This is a genomic window from Lutibacter citreus, assembly GCF_003260195.1.
Taxonomy (GTDB): Bacteria; Bacteroidota; Bacteroidia; order Flavobacteriales; family Flavobacteriaceae; genus Lutibacter; species Lutibacter citreus.
In genome coordinates this window covers 629,527-650,717 of the sequence record NZ_QEIH01000003.1, presented here as the reverse complement: position 1 = coordinate 650,717, position 21,191 = coordinate 629,527, and the positions used below count along the sequence as shown (strand labels likewise).

Sequence of the window (21,191 nt, the reverse complement as noted above, 5' to 3'; positions counted from 1 at the left end):
AATTGTAAATCAAAGATACCGATATTTAACAAAATATCAATTTACGTTAAAAAAGAATAAATTGGTTAACCAATTCAGAATAAAAGAGTATATTGGTTAACCAGTTTTAAAATAAAAGAGTATTTAGTATGGAATTTTATACATAAAAAGTATCTTTGAAAAAAATTTAAATAATGAATAAAGCCGTTTATATTGCAACAAGCGAAGCCAATAGTGGTAAATCAATTGTTGCTCTTGGTTTAATGAGTATTCTATTAGGTAAAACAGCCAAAGTTGGATACTTTAGACCAATAATTAATGATGTGAAAGAAGGTGAGAACGATAATCATATCAACACAGTAATTTCTCATTTCGAATTAGATATTGACCCAAATGATTCTTATGCTTTTACCAGGAAGCAGTTTATTAGTAAAAGAAATAAGGGAAAAGAAGGTGAAATTTTTGATACAATTATAAAAAAGTATAAGGCAATAGAAGAAAAAAATGATTTTGTTCTAGTTGAAGGTACAGATTTTTCAGGAGAAGGTAGTGCTATTGAATTAGATTGGAATATTGAAATTGCTAAAAATTTAGGAATACCATCAATAATTGTTTCAAGTGGGGTAGGTAAAACTTTAGACGAGTTTGTTGAAGGTTTGCATTTAGCTTACGATTCATTTAAAGAAAAAGAAGTTGAAGTACTTGCTGTAGTAGCAAATAAGGTACAAGAAGCTAATATAAAAATTGCAGAAAAAGGATTAAAAGATAGTTTACCTAAAGATGTATATGTAGGAGTTATTCCAATAATTGATTCTTTAAAAAATCCTACAGTTAAAGAAATTGCAGAAGCAATAAATGCTAAAATTTTATTTGGTGAAGAAAATATAAATAACCAAACGGCAAGTTTTAGTGTAGGGGCAATGCAATTACGTAACTATTTAACTCATTTAAAAGATAATAATTTAATTATAACTCCCGGAGATAGAGCTGATATTATTTTAGGTGCATTACAAGCAAATATATCTTCTAATTATCCAACAGTTTCAGGAATGGTATTAACTGGTGGTTTGGTTCCAGAAGAGTCTATTATTAAATTAATTGATGGTTTAGCTCAAATAATGCCAATTTTATCTGTAAAAGAAGGAACTTTTGGAACAGCTAATAAAATAGGGTCTGTAAAATCTCAAATATATGCTGATAATATTCAAAAAATTACTACATCATTAAATACCTTTGAAAAGTATATTGAAGTAGATAAACTAACAGAAAAGTTAGTCACTTTTGAAAATGAAGGAATTACACCTAGAATGTTTCAGTATAATTTGATAACTAGAGCTAAAAATGAACGAAAACATATTGTTTTACCAGAAGGTTCTGATGATAGAATTATAACAGCGGCAGTACGTTTAATAGATACAGATATTGTGGATCTAACTATTTTAGGAGATCGCGTAACAATTGAAAGTGCTATTTCAAGATTAGGGTTAATAGTTGATGTTGAAAAATTAAACATTATCAATCCAATAGAATCTGAGTATTTCAAAGATTTTGCAAATACATTGTATGAATTGCGTAAACATAAAGGACTAACTTTAGCAATGGCTGAAGATTTAATGGGAGATGTTTCTTACTTTGGTACTATGATGGTACACAAAGGTTTAGCAGATGGAATGGTTTCTGGAGCAGCACATACAACAGGACACACAATATTACCTGCATTACAATTTGTAAAAACAAAACCAGGAGTATCTGTAGTATCATCCGTATTCTTTATGTGTTTAGAAGATAGAGTTTCAGTATTTGGAGATTGTGCAATAAATCCAAACCCAAATGCAGAACAATTAGCAGAAATTGCAATTTCTTCAGCAGAAAGTAGTATTAATTTTGGTATTGAACCAAAAATAGCAATGCTTTCATACTCATCAGGAGCTTCAGGAAAAGGAGCTGATGTAGATATTGTAAGAGAAGCAACAAAAATTGTAAAAGAAAAACGACCTGATTTAAAAGTTGAAGGACCTATACAATATGATGCAGCAGTAGATCCAAAAGTAGGAAAAAGTAAAATGCCTGATTCTGAAGTTGCAGGACAAGCAAACGTTCTAATTTTTCCAGATTTAAATACAGGAAATAATACTTATAAAGCAGTACAACGTGAAACTGGAGCTTTAGCAATAGGGCCAATGTTACAAGGTTTAAACAAACCTGTTAACGATTTAAGTAGGGGTTGTACTATAGACGATATTTTTAACACAGTAATTTTAACAGCAATACAAGCACAAGGAGAATAATGAAAATTTTAGTTATAAATTCAGGAAGTTCATCTATTAAATATCAATTATTTAATATGCCTTCAAAAGAAGTAATTTGTTCAGGATTAGTAGAACGAATAGGATTAAATAACCCAGAAATACATTATAAATCAAATGATCATAAAGTTGATAGAGTATGTAGAATTTCAGACCATAAAGTTGGTTTAGAAAAAGTGGTTAAATTTTTATTAGATGAAGAAACAGGAGTTATAAAATCTACTTCTGAAATTTCAGCAGTGGGACATAGAGTAGTTCATGGTGGAAGTACTTTTTCTAAAACAGTTGTTATTGATGAGAAGGTTAAAACAGAAATTAAAGAGTTATTTTCTTTAGCTCCTTTGCACAATCCAGCTAATTACGAAGGTATTGTTGTTGCTGAAGAAATTTTTCCAGAAGCAAAACAAATTGCAGTTTTTGATACAGCATATCATCAAACAATGCCTGTTGAAGCTTATAAATATGCTATTCCAAATGTGTTTTTAGAAGAACATAATATTCGTAAGTATGGTTTTCACGGTACTAGTCATAAATATGTTGCTGAAACAGCTATAAAGCATTTAGGAAAAGAAAATAGTTCTAAAATTATTACTATTCATTTAGGTGGTGGATGCAGTATGACAGCAGTTAAAGATGGTAAAAGTATTGATACTTCTTTAGGATTTGGACCAAATGCTGGTTTAATTATGGGAAGTAGAAGTGGAGATATTGATCATTCTATTATATTTCATTTAGTAAATAATTTAGGCTATAATTTAGATGACGTAAATAGCTTATTACAACATAAAAGTGGAATGATTGGTTTAACTGATGGATTATCTGATTACAGAGATATTGAAGCTGAAGCAATAAAAGGTGATGAAAAATGTAAGTTAGCTTTAGATATGGCAACTTACAGAATTAAACAATATTTAGGAAGTTATATTGCTACTTTAAAAGGTATAGATACAATTGTATTTACAGCTGGTGTTGGTGAAAATTCAGGAACTTTAAGAAAAAAGGTTTGTGATGATTTAGACTTTTTTGGAATTGTTTTAGATGATGAAAAAAATGATGTTAAAGCAAAAGAATTAGTAGAAGTACAAGCTGAAAATTCTAAAGTTAAAATATTAGTAATTCCAACTAATGAAGAGTTAGAGATTGCAAATCAGTCTTTTAACTTAATAAATTAGATTAAATTTTAAAACATAAAAAAAGCCTTTCAAATTTTGAAAGGCTTTTTTTATGTTTTAAACTGTAAATCAGTTAACATTATTAAAATAATATTCTTATTTAACAATAAGAAGACTTATAGCTTAAAGCACCAAATATTAAAACTTTATAAATTTAGATATTAAAAGCTAAATTTCTCACGTAATATTAAAGATTCAAATTGATTTACACGAAGCTACAGTTTAAAATTAGACTTTAATAAATAACTATTTTTTTATTTATTGAATTTTGAACATTTTTTGCTTTAACAATTAAAACTTGATTTGTTTTACTTACCGAAAGTTTGTGAATCTCTCCTCCAGAAACTTTAGTTTGTAATAATAGCTTACCAAGCATATCATAAATAGAAATATCTGTTTTTTTCTTTACTAGAGTTAAATCTACAATAATATTAACACCATCATAATAAATATAAGGAGTAATGTTTTCTTTAAGAGTTGATTCTAGAGGTGTGAAATGTAATATAAACCTACTAAAATTATCATCTTCTGATGCGTTAAATTTATATATAGGGTTTTCAATTAAATTATGAAAAGTCTTTGTTTTTTTATCCTCTAAGTATACGTAGTCAAAATAGCTATAATCTAAATCAATTTCAAATTCGTAATCACCTTCATGACCTGGTTTAAAGAAAACAGGAACAAATGGATTGTCAATAGTATTTGTTAAATATTCTACCGATAACTCTTCATTTCCATTTTTTATATATGCAGAAGGAGCGGTTTTAATGGTACTATAAAGTTTAGCTGCTCCTGATTGATTTGATGAACTCCCAAATAACAATAAAATTTCATCAGAACCAAATTTCGAATTAGAAGCTATTTTAACTTTAATCCTTTTAGATCTACTATTAGTTGGTTTCAACCATTTATTTGCTCCATTATGTACTCTAATTTCATTTGTCATTACAATATTAGAGTTACTAACAGCTCTAACAAAAAAGCCTTGCATAGGAGCAATATACTGAGTTACTGAATTTGTACCTGTTGTACCATCAGAATTAAAAACTCCATAATTACTAACACTGGGATTCCATATCCACATATCAAACGCATCAATGGCTCCTGAATTGATTAAATTAGAACGTGTCCATCCAGAACTAGCTGTCCAATCAATTGAAGTAGGGTATGGGTTACCAATTAAATTAAACCCAGTTAATGATGTGTCTACAATATTATTTGCTGTAATGGGATAACTAATAATACCATTATTTAAATCGCCTTTAAACTCCTTGGTTGGATTTATTGCTTGTACAGAATACAAATAACCTCTACCAGGAATAAAATCAGTTTGTGGATGTATTAGGGCCCAACTAGGTGTTGATGATCCATCATGATACACCCAACAAGGTGTTGGCTCATCCCAAACATACATATCATAACCCATTCCATTTCCATAAGTTCCATTAGGTACCCAATTTGAACTTGCTATAGTTTGATTTGAAATTGGAGATGACAAGAAATGCCAATCCTCCGCAGCTCCGCTTATATATCTTTCAACAGTGGCAGTTACATTATTTGTATTATGAATTAGGGAAGCTGTTCCTATATCAGATGATTTTAATATCAAGCCGCTGTTTCCTGCGCTGTTTACAATAGATCCGTTTACAGTTAACTCTATTGTAGGATTAATTAAGAACTGTTTACCTGTATTAATTAAAAGTGAATTACTAATACTAAAATTTGTATTTAAACTAGCGCCAATTGTATTGTCAACTGTTAAATTATAAATAGATTCATTTAAAAACTGATTGTTTTCTATTGATTGCAAAACAGATCCACCATATATAAATGTAGGTGAATTGCTTACTGCATCTAATAAACCGGAAGTCACTGTTAGAGTATTTAATAAATTTAAGCTACCATTTAATTCTACATTATATACATTATTCACAAACAAATTATAAACTTCGTTATTATAAAAAGTTCCTGCCGGAATAGATTGAACTGAAGAACCTGTAAATTCAAGTGATGAGTTTGCAACCGAAGCATCAATCTGTGCTCCGTTTGAAAAATTCAAATTTCCTTTCACAGTGAGTTTAAAACCATTGGTTACCATTCGGTATGTTGCCTGATTGTTTGTAATGTCGGTTACCGATCGGTCCTGATCCAATAGACAATGGTTTGTTGGAGCGTCATCAAATATTATATTAGCATTTGTAGCCGGTACTATATTATTTGTCCAGTTACCACTTGTATTCCAGTCATTACTAATCGTTCCTTTCCATTTGTTTACACAAACTCCAACTGTTATATTATTTGTTGCTGAAACGGAACAACTATTTCCATCAGCATAAGTATAGGTATATGTATAAGTGATTGTATGCGTACCATTTCCTGCAACAGAAGCATCAAAATTTGTTCCTGAAACTCCGGTTCCGCTGTACGTTCCACCTGCGGGCGAACCACCGGTTAATGTATAAGTTGTATTGATTAAACATTGATTTACAAGCGTACCCGTAAACTCGGTTGTGCCAGATGCCACTACTGTAACAGACTGATCACAAGTGGCAACAGTGCCGGCACCATCAGTGGCAGTCCAGGTTATTGTATTTACACCCAAAGGCAGTGGATAACTTGCATTGTTTGTTAGTGTTACCGCACCACATCCACCAGAAACCGTTGGAGTTCCGATCGTACCTGAACCAAGATCTGCAGAAATTTCACATTCGGTGGCAGTATATAAAGTTGAAACTTCACCACTTGTTAAAGCTTTATTATAAATTCTAAATTCATCAATTCTACCATCTAAGGCTGGATCCGGCCATTGTGATTCTCCAATATAGTTTTGATCTGTATTTCCTAAATCAGAGGGTTTTAAAGTAATTGCGTTATTAGTACCTACACTTGCTCCGTCAACATAAAGTGTTCCGGTGTTTCCACTAAAAGTTACTACAACCTGGTGCCAAATTCCTGAAGATAAAAATGCATTTCCGTCTATTATTTGCTCACCACCACTACTGGGGGTTGTGATTGCAAACCTGATTACATCAGTAGTTCCATTTCGGGGTGTTAAAAACATGTAATTAGTGGTACCTGTCCCAAAATCAAAAATACGTGGCCATTCATCGGCCGAGCTGTCCAGATTTACCCATGTGGAAATTGAATAATCTCCTGATAAAGAACTAACAATACCGTTGGGGAGTGATACATAATCATTGAACCCATCAAAATGAACAGCATTATCATAATTTCCGGTATTCCATGACGGGCCATTGGTAAGGGTACCATTTTGCCCTCCAATAACATCCATAGCACTTGTTCCCGAAGTTTCGTTAAAAGGATATTCTGTTATCAATCCGCTTGCAGGATTCGTGAATCCACTTATAGCCGGAGGACATGTAATGCTTAATAGAGATGCCATTGTTGTAAAAGTAACGGCATCTAAATCGAGATTATATACGTTGGTGTCGGTGAACCTGATATAGCGTGTATTTATGCTTAGTATTATACTTTGTGTGGTAAATGTTAAACTTGTAACAGTATACGTATTAACAGTTGTCCAATTCGAATTATCATTTGATATCTCTACACGGATCGCAGGATTATCCGTGGTGCCTGCAGCTCTTCGCCATATTATATCTAGGGTTTCGCCAGAGGATATTAAATCACTGCCCGTTAAATCAAGAACCAATTGGTCGTTTAAATCCCAAAGTTCAGCACCATTACCATCGGAAGCATCAAGTGCATAGTCTGAATTCGTAATTCCAGTTTGAGAAGTAACAGCTATTGCATTTCCGATACAAGGTGAGCCTATTGTAGCAGTAATTACCGTACGCGAAGCTGTTGTACCACACACACCAGTAGCATCAACATAATAGGTTGTAGTTGTTGAAATAGATGGTGTTGTAAAGCTCGTACCCGTTCCCAATGAACTTCCTCCGGTAGAGTTCGCGTACCAGTTAATAGTACCCGCCGATGCAGTGGCACCAAGTACAACCGTTCCGGTTTCTGGCCTTGAACCTGGCGTGGTTCCTATTATTGTTGGAATTGGACTACCGCAAGGAGATAAAATATTAAGCCCATAATCTTCAACTTCACCATAACCAAAAGGACCACATGGATCCGGATCAGTATTAGCTGATATTGCTACTCTCATCTTGATTGCACCTAATGTAGCTCCTGCCGGAACCGAAATAGACTGAGATAAGGTACTGTTTGAATTGTATGATCCCAAGGAAATCCTTTCTCCAATAACAAAAACACTATCCTGATTCCAATCGAACCAGACATAAACATTATGATTAAAACTATTAGTAATTGATACATCTAAAGTTAAAGGGTAAGAGCTTTCAGCTGTTACATTGGTAAAATATGTAGCTGAATAATCTCCCCAGGTTTCTTGTGCAGATGTTCTGTCAATTGATTGGAAATTCACATTTGTTATTGAACCAGCAGCACCAGTATTAACTGTAGGTGTGCAGTAAGCAACAACTACAGATTTGCCCGAAATGGCTACATTTTGTATTGTCTCACAAGAGTTTGTATGAGAATTTATAATATTTCCGGAATATGCCTGAGTTACTGTAGGATGAAAAACAACATATATGGTCTGATTTATATTTCCGGAACTTGGTGTTAAACTGATTGGTGTTGAACTATATCCTGAACCTGAAATGGTTGAAATCTCAAATCCGGGAGGGGGTGAAATTACTATGTTCGTTGTTAAATTACTTCCGGTAATAGTGTAGCTCTTTTCGGATGAAGTTGTGTTAAGTGCCTGATATCCGAAGCCACTCAACACACCTACTGTAATTGTTGGAGTTGTAATAATCGAAATATCACTTCCGTTATCAGTTCCTGATGCTACAGGAGTACTGCTCACCACACGAATGCGGTAACCTGCTCCTATTGATGTGCCTATCGGAAGGGTTGCTGAAATTGGAATGCCATCTGTAGTTGTTGTTAAAGTTCCAATAGCCACAGGCGATGCAAAGCTACCACTGGCATCTGACAGTTGAGCCGTAAAAACATTCCCTGCCGTAAAGGTTCCTGTAATGGTAAATGGTACACTAACTGATGCCCCTGAACAATACGTTATTGGAGAAATTGTTCCTGTAGTGATAGACGTTGCTGGTATTACATTTATGCTATAATCTTCCACTTCACCGTAATACGAGTCATCACATGAACTCAATGTTTCATCAAAAATTATCCGAATTCTCAATCGGGTTGTTCCTAATGAGGCCCCTGCTGGAGGAGTTATGGTTGAGGTAAATGAAGCTGGGCCTCCTAAAGATGTAATTGTTTCATTGGCATCTGAAAAATCCCCATCCTTATTCCAATCCACCCAAATTCCACATTGGTCTCCTGGATATGAATTTTCATTTGTGACTGTGATTGAATATCCTGTACCAATGGTCATATTGGTAGAAATACTGGTATAATCTGAATATCCACTTGCATCAACACCAGAGCTATTATCAATTGAACCTACCTGAACCTGAGATATATGTTCATAAGAGGGGTGGCTAGACCCTGCATCACAGTAGTTTGAAGATTTAATGGTTGCGGTAACTGAAGTTCTTTGTGTAGTACAATCATTATCAGTAACGTCCACGTAATATATTGTAGTTGATGAAATATATGGCGTTGTGAAGCTTGTGCCTGTCCCCAATGAACTTCCACCTGTTAATGCGGCATACCAGTTAATAGTACCACTAGATGCTGTAGCACCAAGTACAACTGTTCCTGTTCCTATTCTTAATCCGGGTGTTGTCCCGGTAATTGTTGGTGCGGGTTTAATGGTTACAGAGTAATTTTTTATTGTCTCATTGCCCAAGTCTATATCAGTAACGGTTAACTTGTAATCGTAAGTGCCAACATCAAGATAATAACCGTCTAGCCATATATAATCATTTGTTGTAGATCCGGGAATAAAGAGACTCGAAGCGCCTGCTGTTATTACCTCCCATAAATAAGAATAATTGCCACTTCCTCCACATACAGTTGTATTAATATGTTGTATACTATTCTTGCAGAGTTTTACTGGAGCGTCATCAGTAATTATTGGAATCGCATTTATGGATATATCAATTGCGTTTTTTGCTCCTGTAATTACAGGATCACTACTAACCACCCTAATCCGGTAAGCTGTTCCAATGGATGTGGTTAATGGAATAGTTCCAGAAATGGTTCCTCCAGTGGTTGATGACAAAGTCCCTATGGATACAGGTGTAGCAAAGCTACCACTGGCATCAGATAATTGGGCCGTGAATATGTTTCCTGCGTTAAAGATTCCTGAAATAGAATAAGGAATTGAAACGGCAGTACCTGAACAAAATGAAGAGCTAGATATGGCATTGGTGTTGATTATTCTTAACATTCCAATTGGAACTACTTCTCCTGTAGCAAGAATACTTGCTTTATAATAGGAAGTGCCATCGTAAAACTGAATTTGATCTAGCTGGGCAGCTGTTAAATCGGTTGCTGAATTTCCAACAAAGATTTGCCCAGCTGTTCCGCTTGTACCGTCATAATTTCCTGTCCAGCCAGTTATGGTAATACCTTTACCAGATGTCCAAGTTAATGCATCGCTAGCGGTAAATGTTAATGAATGATCACCTGTGCCTAAGGCAATAGTGGAGTTTTCAGTTAGGTTTAGGGTACCTACATTATCCGAATAACCTATTATTGAGCCAGTACTGAGTGTACCTCCGTTTAAAACGATTGGGCTAATATCCCCAATAAGATTATCAGCACCTAAGGTAACTATACCCTGCGTTAAGGTAAACTGATTGTTTACAGTTACTGGGCTCGCTAAAATAACTCCTTCAGCACTTGTGTTATTTATTATTAGATTATAAAAGGTTTCAACGCTGGTGGCGGTTAAGGTTTGTAATTCTGTTCCATCAAAAGTAACGGAGGAAGTATGCTCTACGAATGGGTCGGTATGAATACTGGTATTTGTCCAGTTTCCGGCTATATTGATTGTATAATCTAAAGCTGTTACATCCAGGCTGGCAGTATCTGAAATATGCAGTTCTCCGTTTATATAAACGTTTGCACTTAGTGATTTAATACCATTACCAGATGCTCCAAGATGATAGTAGGCTGTAGGAAAAATATCTTGATCTAAAAGACCTGTATAATTTACAGTATTCGAATTGGCGGATGAAACTAGAATTCCCTTGTTTAGAAGAGTTCCCGATATATTAAGTGTTGCATAGTCTGCATTTATAAATCTCGAATCATCGTTTCCGCCAATAAGTGAACCATCTAGTATTAAAACTCCGTTATTTGTCAAGGTCAAGTCACTTTCTATTTTTACATCACCATTGGATTTGCTAAGAGCTGCAGATGATAATATCGTATTTTCTCCAAACGTGATAATAAGGTCCCCTATATTTTCAATAGATCCAACCCCATCAATTTCTATATTGTTACCCGAAAGAATCAGATCTCCGGTACCAGTTGCAGTTCCATCTATGTTTACATCTCCAGTAACGGTAAAATTGTTACTATTTAAATTCAATGTACCGGGAGGTCTTATCTCAAGCATAGCAATTGACTCGTCATCTCGTAATGTTACCGTATGCGTTGACATAATGCGGATAGCATCCGCAGGGTCTGGGACAGATCTGGTAATCCAAGTCCACCTCGTATCATAATTTCCTGATCGTCTTGATTCGATGAAATAATAGATAATAATATCAATATCCATTGCTGTAGAAGTACCGCAGCCATTTGAGCCAACCACACTTAAATTACCATTGCCTGCTGCGTCCCAATTAACAGTAATAGAGTTAGTTCCCTGACCACTGGCAATAGTACCTCCAGTTATAGTCCAGGTATACGTATATCCTGTTTCATTTACAACAGAATAAGGTTCTCCGGTAGTATAATCTGGAACAGCAGTTTTTCCTGTAATTATAGAGGTTGGCAAAGGACCAATAGTTACAGGAAAGAGGACAGATGGTGTGCTTGTACAAACATTGCTTGCAACAACTTCAACACTTCCTAACATACCCGTGGCACCCCAGTTAATTGTAATGGAGTTTGTTCCCTGCCCGGCCATAATTGCACCACCCGTAACGGTCCAAGTATAGATATCGCTATTATCAGTAACAGAATAAGTTTCCCCTGAAGTATTGTTGCAAACTACATTACTACCGGAAATAACCGGTGCTATTGGTGCCGTACAATTTGTATTATCGGCGAGTGCCCACTGTCCCGATTGGCTTGTACTTGGAATGCCTGAACGACGGATTTCATTCCCCATATTTCCGGCGGTTGAACCTTTAACAGCCCAATTAGCACTGGAGTTTGATCTGTAAACAGATCTGGTTTGAGCACCGATGGTATGAGAAGTAAATCCGTTACCGGTTAAAAAAAGAGAAGTTCCTAAAGTCCCGGTTGCAAGACCATTTGAGGGTTGTACATCCCAATAGCCCTCAGAAAATAGATTGTATAGATTTACGGAGCCATCAACCAAAGGAGGTGTTGTAATATTTTCTGGATACTCTTCAACAAATTTAATTATTAAAGATCCGAAAGCTGTGCCGTCATTTGTAAAAAAAGCTGACCTATCATACAGGGTACTTCCTACCGGAAATTCATATACATCCACTCCTGCATTGAGCCAACGCTCAAATTCTCCTATTACATAACCGGCAGTATGAGTTAATGTGCCTTTTTCCGTTGCGCTTGTACCAAGCGTAATTCTGGATGCTCCCATATTTATAATACCGGAAGTCAACGTAAGCGCATTAGTAACAAGGATATCATCTGTAGAAACTATTCCTGATCCGGAATTATTTGATTCTAAATTATAAAATGTTTCTCCTACAACAGCAGTTATTGTTTGTTCTTCACTTCCATCAAAAATAACAGTACTATTATCTTTTGTAAAACTACTATTATTTATCCAGTCTCCTGCAATGTTAATGGTATGTCCCTTTGGATCTAAAGTTCCACTACTAATATTTAAGTTTCCATTGATATCAATATCTGCTTCAAGTTCTTTTTCATCAGCTCCCGAAATAGATAAATTATAATAAGCCCCTTCTGCTGTTTTTATTTTTCCTTTTCCATCCTCAAAATAATCAATTGTATTTCCTGATGCAGAAGCATATAATTTTCCCGTAGAAAGTAAATCATTACCAGCTTTTAAAGTAGAGTTGATACCCTGTACCCATTTACTGGTAGCATCTTCCCCTTTAATTTTAGCTCCAGATATCCAGGATCCATTATTGAATACAGTAACTCCGGATTCAATGGAAATAGTACTTAATGATGCTGCCGCTGAATTATCTATTTTGGTTCCAGTTGTAATTGTTTTATCACCTCCTATTAGTGTAACATCCCCTCCGTTGATAATACCATTACCTGAAATAGTATTGACCCCAATCATATCTATTTTAACTTTATCAGTTATTGCACCATTAATTGTTAGGTTACTTGTGATGGTTAATTTTTTATTGCCGGTTAATATTCCCTCGCTGGTAATATTAATATCCGTGATTTCCTCATCTTCAACTAGGGTAACTGTATGGCCTGCAATAACAACATAGTCGTCTGGTCCTGGTACGCATCTACAGTCCCAGGTTTGTTTCCTATTCCATCTACTTGAACGAACAGAGGTAATTATTCCCCCAGCAACTACTTCGCCTGTAGCAAGAATTTTTGCAGGATAATAGTAAGTTCCATCGTAAAATCGCATTTGCGCCAGTTGAGTTGTTGTTAAACCAGTGGCAGAAGTTCCTATAAATAATTGCCCCGCTGTTCCACTTGTTCCATCGTAAGGGCCGGCCCATCCGGAAATGGTTATTCTTTTGTCGGATGTCCAGCTAACTCCGTTGCTGGCTGCAAACGTTAATGTATGTGCTCCTGTTCCTAAGGCAATAGTAGAATTTTCGCTTAAAGTAAGTGTGCCAACCGTTTCATTAAATCCTGTTGTGGTGCCGGTACTGAAAGTGCCACCGTTTAAAGTGATTGCACTATTGTCAGCTATAACTTCGGAAGCACCTAAAGTAAGTATCCCTTCGCTGATTGTTGTAGATCCGGAAATGTTTAGTGCTCCCTGCAATGTTACGCCTGCAGGGTTATTAATAATCAAACCATTTATTGTATTCCCGACAAATGTATTAGCCTCAATTGACTGTGCTGCAGACCCCTTCATTTCAACTGTTCCCGCTGATGCTGTGAAGGTTCCATTATTGGTGATCGTCCCTGCAATCTGAATCGTATTTCCAATTACCGACAAGGAGGATCCATTATCAATTTCAATATTTTTAGCAGCACCAATTGATCCACTGCTGAGAATCGGTTTATTTGCTACATTAGGTATCTGAATATCAAGTGATAAATCAGGAATAAAACCACAGAACCAATTACCTGAATCATTCCAGTCCGTACTCACGTCTCCCGTCCAGATTGATCCGTTTAAAATGGTAACAGAATAACTCTTAACTGTCTGGCAACCCCAATCGATATCGGTAACCGTTAACTGGTATTCGTAAGTGCCAGCCGCGAGTGGATAACTGGTCAGCCAAATAACATCATTTGTTGTAGATCCGGGAACAAAGAGACTTGAAGCGCCTGCTGTTATTACCTCCCATAAATAAGAATAATTGCCGCTTCCCCCGCTTACTGTTGGGGTAACCATCTGTATAGTATTTTGACAGATTTGTGACGGTGCGTCATCAGTAATGGTTGGGTTTTCACAATATTGTATTTGTACATTGTCAACGGAGGCGTATTGACCCACTGCATTTGCATATCCAGCAGAAATGCGAAAACGGACTACTACATCTGAGGTAAGAGATATGAAATTTTCTAATAGGTATGATTTTGATACTTGTCTAAATGTTTCATTTCCTGTTGATCCCACGGGCTGAATTTCTTCCAATTGGGTATAATTTGTACCGCCATTTGATGAAGCTTCAACTATAAAATAATCATTTCCATTGTCAACAGATTCAAAATCGAAAGTAAGGGTGGCTGTACAAGTAGAAATTAAATTGGCTTCCCTGGATGCACCAAATCCGGCATCGTAGAATTTTAGAAATGAAGAGCCTGTATCTATAAAAACATTTCCCAGTGTTGCACCATCACTTTCTCCCAGTTCACTCCAATTTGTTTCCCAATTAACATTACCATTGTTTAGATTGAAGGCCTGCGCATTGAACTGATCGAGGATTGTATTGGTACATGGATTAGTAATATTTATAGTTACTGCTCCGCTATTACTCACTGTTGGTGGTGCTGTTAGTCCGCCTCCGGAAAATGTAATTGTTTCGCCGTTATAATCATTTGCTGTTAATCCGCTTTTTAGTCTAACATAAACGGTTGCAGGTTGTCCAGTAATAATTCCACTTGCATATGGATAGGCTGCAGATGAACTAAAGGTTGTGTTATCTGTTGACACCTCATAATTAGTTGATCCTGTAACAGTAATATTCCCTGTACCCGTTAAATCTGAGCCACTGATAGTGAAATTTTGTGATGCAGAAGGTCCAGATCCTTCACTATAATTAAATCCAGTTAAAGCTGAGGTGCTAGCAGTAATTAAAGGCGTGGTACATGTAGGTGGAGTGAGTGAAAATGTTAATGTTTTTGAAGGAGAAGTAGTAATAGTAGCATATATCTTTGTATCCACTGCATAAGTTCCAAGAAGACTTATCATAATTCCGGCACCCCAGTTCGTGTATACACAACCCGTATTTGTTCCCCATGTGTCAGTAATACCAATGCCATTGTCGTATACCTCTATAATTGAAAAGTTATACGCGCTTTGTGTAAATGAAAATGTCCAATCTGATCCACATGCTGTAACAGCAGATAATCCGGTTGCTTGTGAATTTATGTCTAGGTCAACCGTAAAAGGTTGAGCTGATCCAACCTTAGACAAAAAAACTATTATAATAATAAAAGTTAATAATTTAAAGTTTTTAAACGGTTTATATGTTATACCTGTTTTCATTTTACTTGTTTAATAGGAGGTGAGGTAGAATTTTTAATTAATAGATCAAGTGTTTCAACCTTAATTTTTGTTCCATTTAAATATGCCACTACAAATGCATCTTTTATACCTAATTTTATTATTTTGTTTTTAGCATTTATGGCTTCACTTTTTAAATTATATTTTCCTGATATATACCTAGATGTTTTATTTGGTAGCTCTTCATAAAAAATTGGAGAAAGGTTTAATAATTGTGTTGGTGTTACTTGGTTTTTAAATACACCAATTTGCACACTATAAAAAGGTTCTTTAATTTCTGTTAACTTTTTAAATGGTGAGTTCGTATAATTAGATGAAGTTTGTTGTTTATAAAAAACAACCTTAGTGCCTTTAATTCCTTTAAGTAGCAAACCATTTTTTTTATTTTTAGCATCTAAACTATTTGAAAATATTCCATAAGTATATCTTGTTGAGTTATTTGGTAATTGCTCAGTAAATACTGGATTTAACCTTAAAAGTTTTTTAGGAATTGAACCGTTTTTAAATACACCCAATTCAATACTGTAATAATTGGTTTTTGGTTTTAAAGTTTTATCTTTAAAAGGTAACTTTTTATTTTCCAATTCATTTTTTACACTATTATTTTCTTTCTTTAATAAGTTTAGTGTTTTAACTAAAGTAGTTTTTACAATTGTTTCTGTAATTTTATTTTTTATTTCTTTTATTGTGGCTTTAGTTACTTTAATTGGAGTTGATTTTACAGCTTTAATTTTAGTTGTTAGGGAGTTTTCAAATTTCTTAATTATAAAATCAATACCATCAATTATATCTCCATCTATTAAAGTTTTTACTTTAATGCTTTGTGAATTAGGAGTAGATTCATATCCCAATTTTTTTAACTGTTTTTCATCTATTTTAATGGTATATTTTCCTGGTTTTAATCCTAGATAACTAAAATACCCATCATGTTCTGTTAAAGTTTCTGCTACTTTATTTCCTTTTTCATCTATTATTTGTACAGTAATACGGGCTTGTCCAATAGTATTATTTTCTTTTTGTAGATAAACCATTCCACTAACTTCACCCAAAGATAAAACGGGAACAAAAACTTTTTTGTATTGGTTAGGGTCTACTAATACTTGATAGGTTTTATGCTTAAATTTCCAAGCAATATTATCTAAATCATCATTAGAAAATGTTATATTATAATTAATAAATGCATTTAAATCTGAAATACGAACAATAGAATCTTTTTTACTAATAACAGCATTACCACCAGAGACTTTAACATTAGAAAGTAAAACAAGTTGTTCTCCTTTATCTCTTTTTCCATTTTGGTTTAGATCAAGAAAAGGATAACATAAAATACCACCTTTTGCTAAAGCTGAATTATAATTTGTTTTAACCATACCATTATCAGCTCCAAAAGCTAAACTACCTTGCATATTTTCAGAGAATGAAAATTTCTTATTGCTTCTTGAAGAGTTTAAACCCAAACGAGCAAATGGTAAATCGTATCTAAAGCTTAAAAAAGCATTGTTACTGTTAGATAATTCATTTCTTTCAAAAGAGGCTGAAAAATACATTTTTGAAACTCTTTTTTCTATTTCTGCTCCATACCTTATTAATTTATGATCACTTATATTAGATTCTATTGATGGGCGAAAAACCAGTCCATTTCTCATTCTATATGAAAGTGATAAGTTGGTGGATGCAAATGTAGAGTTATCTCCAATCCAATTTAGAAGTGTAGAAATATTTGCGCTATAATTTTTGTAATATATAGAGAAAACAGCATCAAACTGATTGTAATTGAATGAATTATATAAATATTGATTGTAATTTATTTTAGCATACCCTGAAATTTTATTCATTTTAAAGGGAATGGTTACTTTAATTTTTCGTTCTTCATTGGCGTTAAATCTTGTGGCTAATTGACCATCAACATAATTTGTGTAATCAATTTCTAAATAGGCACTTTTACCAAAATTATAATTTAACAAACCTTTTAGGCGAACATCATGTGCATATTCAAAGTTTAAAATCATTTTGCTAAAAGGTTGAATAGAAAGTTTAGCAAAGGGAATAAGTGGTTTATCAGGGATGCTAGATAAGTATTCTGCTCCCGCGCCAATAGTAATAAAACTATTAACACCATAATTTAGTTCTCCATGACCATATTTACTGTGTTCACCATCTTCAATAATACCACCTGAAACTTTATACTCTAAAACTTTGGCAGGCATAAATGTGAATGGGACGCTCATAGTACGTTCTTCAATGCGTTCTTCTCCTAAAGGGCCATAAAATTTCAATTTTAAAGTAGTATATCCATAAACAATAGGAATTTCAAATACGTACAATCCAGAAGCATCAGATTGCGTGTAATCTACTAAGTTGTCATTAATATACAATTCAACAGTCCAATTAGGCTCGGTATATTCTTGTATTGTATGAAAACCAGAGGCTTTTCTTACTGTATTGGGCGTATTATTAAAGCTAGCACCAACTAGCGGAGCACTTAAAAAAGAAATACTATTACTGTAAATTTTACCAAGTTCAGCTTGTTTTATATATTGTTTAGTATCATCAACCCATCTCCAGTTATAGTACAATTGCCTATTATTAAATGTATATAGATCGTTATAGTTTGCTGAAATATTTGCCTGTCCATATAAAAGTTCGGCTCCTAAACCTAAACCAATACGGTTATTTGTTTTTTCATTTTCAGTTTGATAGGAGGCAAGTGACCAATCTGCCATTCCACCTTTAAATAAATGATAGTCTCTTTTTAATATTGAATCTACCTCTGTTGTTTTATTTTGTAATTTTGAGATGTTTTTACGCATTTTTTCCAACCGCATTTGTTTTATTAATGGCAATTCAAAATCAGCTTCTAGTTTAATAGAAAGAGACCTGTAATTAAATATAATATTTAACCCAAAGGCTTCTGTAATTATGGTTGATTCAATATAAATATTACCTAATTCTTTAATAATTCCATTTTTTGATTGAATAGAATTTTGATTAAGCTTTATTTCATACGAATTAAAATCTATACTATATTTTCTACTTTCTTTTTCAATAAAACCTGATAAAATATTACCATTATTAGAAGATTGGCAAGAAATACCTAAGTTTTTAAATAAACCTTCTATGTTTATATAAACTCTTTTGGCATCGGTAATAATAACATCTGTTTCAAAGCGTAGGTATCCACTTACAAGAATTTCAATAGGAACTTCATCAAACGAAATAATTGGTTTTATTTTAATTTCTTTAACTGGCTCTGCCGCAAATGATTTGAATGATGCAAATAGGAAAATTAATATTAATAACAATATAGATTTAATAGGATATGTAAACAAACCTCTTATAAACTTTTGTTTATATGATTTGTTAATATCCATTATTCTTGGGTAAAAGTAATTGGAAAACTACCTGTATAAGTTCCAGATGGAGAACCTCCAGGAACTATGAGCGTACCTCCAACCCTTAATGTTGTTATAAAGTTGCAGTTATTTTCTACGGGAAAAGTTGAGCCACTGGGGCCTTTTTCAGTATCTCCTACATTTAATGTTAAAGAGGGAGCTCCATTGGTTAAAGTTGTGGTAGGGCTGTAAGTTATTATTACATTACGTCCTTGACATAATTTAACATCAAAAATAGCAGGTTTTGCATTGATGCTAGATACTATAACTACGCCTCCCGTTGTAGAAATATTTCCTTGGTAATCTACGGTAATCGTTCCAGCACTTGTAACATAAAAAGTGCCAAAATCTATAGGCTGTGTTGGTAATACTGAGATTGTTCTTTGCGGTAATGAAGGTTGTGCGTAAGAAGAATTCAAACAAGAAAATAAAATTGTTGTTAAAAACAATAATTTTAAAGTTAAATTTGAATTCAGTTTTTTCATAATTTTAAAATTGAACTTAAAATGGGGCGAATGATAGCACCTAAATCTTATATTTCTAATTCTGCTTCTGCAATAACCTTTTCAGTTTTGTTTAAAGTATAAATAACCACATATTTCCCATCACTAAAATTTACTCCTACTGGATTTTGTAACGGCATTTTAATTTTCCTTATTGTTCCTGGTGCATATACAGCTAAACCTCTCACTTTTCCAACTTCATACAAGATGTTTTCCTTGGAAATATAATTTATGGTAATGTCCCCATAAACTGACATGTTTCCTTTACGGTTTATTTCAAAATTTAAAAAACTTCTTGAATTTATATCCTTCTCATATGCTAAACCTGAAATTGAAGTTACTGTATTGGATATACCTTTATTTATAATGGTTGCTATAGAAATACCATATACTACTTTCAACTTTATAGAGATGGCCAAAGAATCAATTGTTTTATTTTCTTGACCAAGAGGGGTGTTGTTTTTTATTGCTCTAAAATAAAGATGAGAACGGTATTCTCCATCTTCTAAATTATTGGTATTGGTTACTTGTATTTTTATAGTTTGGGATTCATTAGGAGCTAAAGTTACCTGACGTGGATATATCCTTAAATTTGGTGTTGCAAAATGTTGACCTGGATCAGGTTCAGTTATAACTTCAAATTCTCCAAGTTCATTCATTCGGTATTCAATAAATGAAACATTATATACAGCAGAATCTTTTCCTATATTGGCTAAATTTAATTGCTCAACTTTTTTCTTACCATCAAAAACAATACGTTTTGGGAATATAACTAAATCACCTTGTGCTAGTGAGCTATTGATAAAGGATATGCTAATTACCATAAAAAAAAGCCATCTAAACAAATTTATGTTTACAGAGCAATTTTCTTTTTTTAAGTCAATATCCATAAGGTTATTGGGGGTTACTTAATAATAAAAAAGAAAGTGCTGTGTTTTGCAGCACTTTTTTAATTGTTTGGAATGTTAGTTGTAGTTTACAGTTACATCAAAGGCGGATCCGCTGGTATAAGTACCAGAAACTTGGGATGCTGCCACATTTAAGGTGGCCCCAACTGTAAAAGTTTGTTCACCAGCTGTAAGTGTTCCCGCACCTGTATTACAAGTAAAATTATCTACAGTCATATTATTAGCTCCATTGCTAATTGTATGAGCAGAAGATGGTAATGTAATAGCATAGGTATAAGTACCTTGTCCATCAACTTCAAATGTAGCAGCTCCAACCGGACCAGTTGTAGTGGGTAAGGTTGTGCCTCCTGTTACAGATCTTGCTCCTGCAGGAGTTAAAACTACAGTACCTAGAGTTCCTGCTACGGCAACGTTACCAAAATTCATGTCAGCAGTTTTTAAAATTGAAATAGGTGCCACAATTGTTGCTGTTGCCGTTGCTGTGGCTGTTGCTTGCGCCATTACACTGTTTGAAAATAATGCTATCATTCCGATAGTAGCTAGGGTTAGTAATTGTTTTTTCATAATTAAAAGTTTTTTGCTTTGGGTTGATTTTTTGTTTTTAGGTTAATTTTTTGCTTTGGGTTGATTTATTTTTTTTAGGGTTGATTTAATTGGTAATAATTTATTGAATGCTATTATTTTTTTATGATTAAAACGAGATGTAATTATTGTATCAATTAGTTTTAAATCATTATTTAATAATGATTTAAAATTTAGATAATCAATAAATATTAGGTTGTAAAAATTACGAGTATTTAAAAAATTTGTAGTGTAAATTTTAAGACAAGCAAATAATTTTATTAAAAGAATAATCTTATTATGTGGGGTTTTTGTCAAAATTTTAATCGGTATGGGGTTATACCCTACAAAAGTAGGGATATATATTTCATAAAAAAAACTAATTAGTCT

7 protein-coding genes are annotated in these 21,191 nt (G+C 33.8%); 2 read left to right on the top strand and 5 right to left on the bottom strand.

Features of this window, described 5'->3' with window-relative positions; all coding sequences use genetic code 11:
* The first annotated feature begins 173 nt into the window (after nt 1-173).
* Nucleotides 174-2,267 carry a phosphate acetyltransferase gene (gene pta, locus DAD81_RS08830; RefSeq protein WP_111707885.1) on the top strand — a complete coding sequence of 698 codons (2,094 nt, stop codon included), beginning with the start codon at nt 174-176 and terminating at the stop codon, nt 2,265-2,267.
* Nucleotides 2,267-3,457: an acetate/propionate family kinase gene (locus DAD81_RS08825; RefSeq protein WP_111707884.1), complete on the top strand. Its 1,191-nt coding sequence runs from the start codon at nt 2,267-2,269 to the stop codon at nt 3,455-3,457. Before pta ends, DAD81_RS08825 begins: the two co-directional genes overlap by 1 nt.
* A 235-nt stretch (nt 3,458-3,692) precedes the next feature.
* On the opposite strand, the gene DAD81_RS08820 is transcribed toward DAD81_RS08825, so the two are convergent.
* The 5 genes from DAD81_RS08820 to DAD81_RS08800 all read right to left on the bottom strand — a co-directional run bounded on the left by DAD81_RS08820 (nt 3,693) and on the right by DAD81_RS08800 (nt 20,804).
* Nucleotides 3,693-15,419: a GEVED domain-containing protein gene (locus DAD81_RS08820; RefSeq protein WP_111707883.1), complete on the bottom strand. Its 11,727-nt coding sequence runs from the start codon at nt 15,417-15,419 to the stop codon at nt 3,693-3,695.
* The gene (locus DAD81_RS08815) at nt 15,416-18,808 is read right to left on the bottom strand and encodes an MSCRAMM family protein (RefSeq protein ID WP_111707882.1); all 3,393 of its coding nucleotides are present in this window, start codon (nt 18,806-18,808) and stop codon (nt 15,416-15,418) included. The genes DAD81_RS08820 and DAD81_RS08815 overlap by 4 nt, the downstream gene beginning before the upstream one ends.
* Nucleotides 18,808-19,314 (bottom strand): DUF4402 domain-containing protein, encoded by a 507-nt coding sequence (locus DAD81_RS08810; protein ID WP_111707881.1) that lies wholly within the window; start codon nt 19,312-19,314, stop codon nt 18,808-18,810. The genes DAD81_RS08815 and DAD81_RS08810 overlap by 1 nt, the downstream gene beginning before the upstream one ends.
* A 47-nt stretch (nt 19,315-19,361) precedes the next feature.
* Complete coding sequence (locus DAD81_RS08805; RefSeq protein WP_111707880.1) at nt 19,362-20,222, bottom strand: fimbrial biogenesis chaperone; 861 nt, start codon at nt 20,220-20,222, stop codon at nt 19,362-19,364.
* A 75-nt stretch (nt 20,223-20,297) separates the two neighbouring features.
* Nucleotides 20,298-20,804, bottom strand: coding sequence for a DUF4402 domain-containing protein (locus DAD81_RS08800; protein WP_111707879.1), 507 nt, complete (start codon nt 20,802-20,804; stop codon nt 20,298-20,300).
* Between the last annotated feature and the right edge of the window lie 387 nt (nt 20,805-21,191).

What these genes read in the sequence shown, in the direction of transcription:
- DAD81_RS08825 (WP_111707884.1), top strand. Translation starts at nt 2,267, where the DNA reads ATGAAAATTTTAGTTATAAATTCAGGAAGTTCATCTATTAAATATCAA.
- DAD81_RS08810 (WP_111707881.1), bottom strand. Translation starts at nt 19,314, where the DNA reads ATGAAAAAACTGAATTCAAATTTAACTTTAAAATTATTGTTTTTAACA.
- DAD81_RS08805 (WP_111707880.1), bottom strand. Translation starts at nt 20,222, where the DNA reads ATGGATATTGACTTAAAAAAAGAAAATTGCTCTGTAAACATAAATTTG.
- DAD81_RS08815 (WP_111707882.1), bottom strand. Translation starts at nt 18,808, where the DNA reads ATGGATATTAACAAATCATATAAACAAAAGTTTATAAGAGGTTTGTTT.
- pta (WP_111707885.1), top strand. Translation starts at nt 174, where the DNA reads ATGAATAAAGCCGTTTATATTGCAACAAGCGAAGCCAATAGTGGTAAA.
- DAD81_RS08800 (WP_111707879.1), bottom strand. Translation starts at nt 20,804, where the DNA reads ATGAAAAAACAATTACTAACCCTAGCTACTATCGGAATGATAGCATTA.
- DAD81_RS08820 (WP_111707883.1), bottom strand. Translation starts at nt 15,419, where the DNA reads ATGAAAACAGGTATAACATATAAACCGTTTAAAAACTTTAAATTATTA.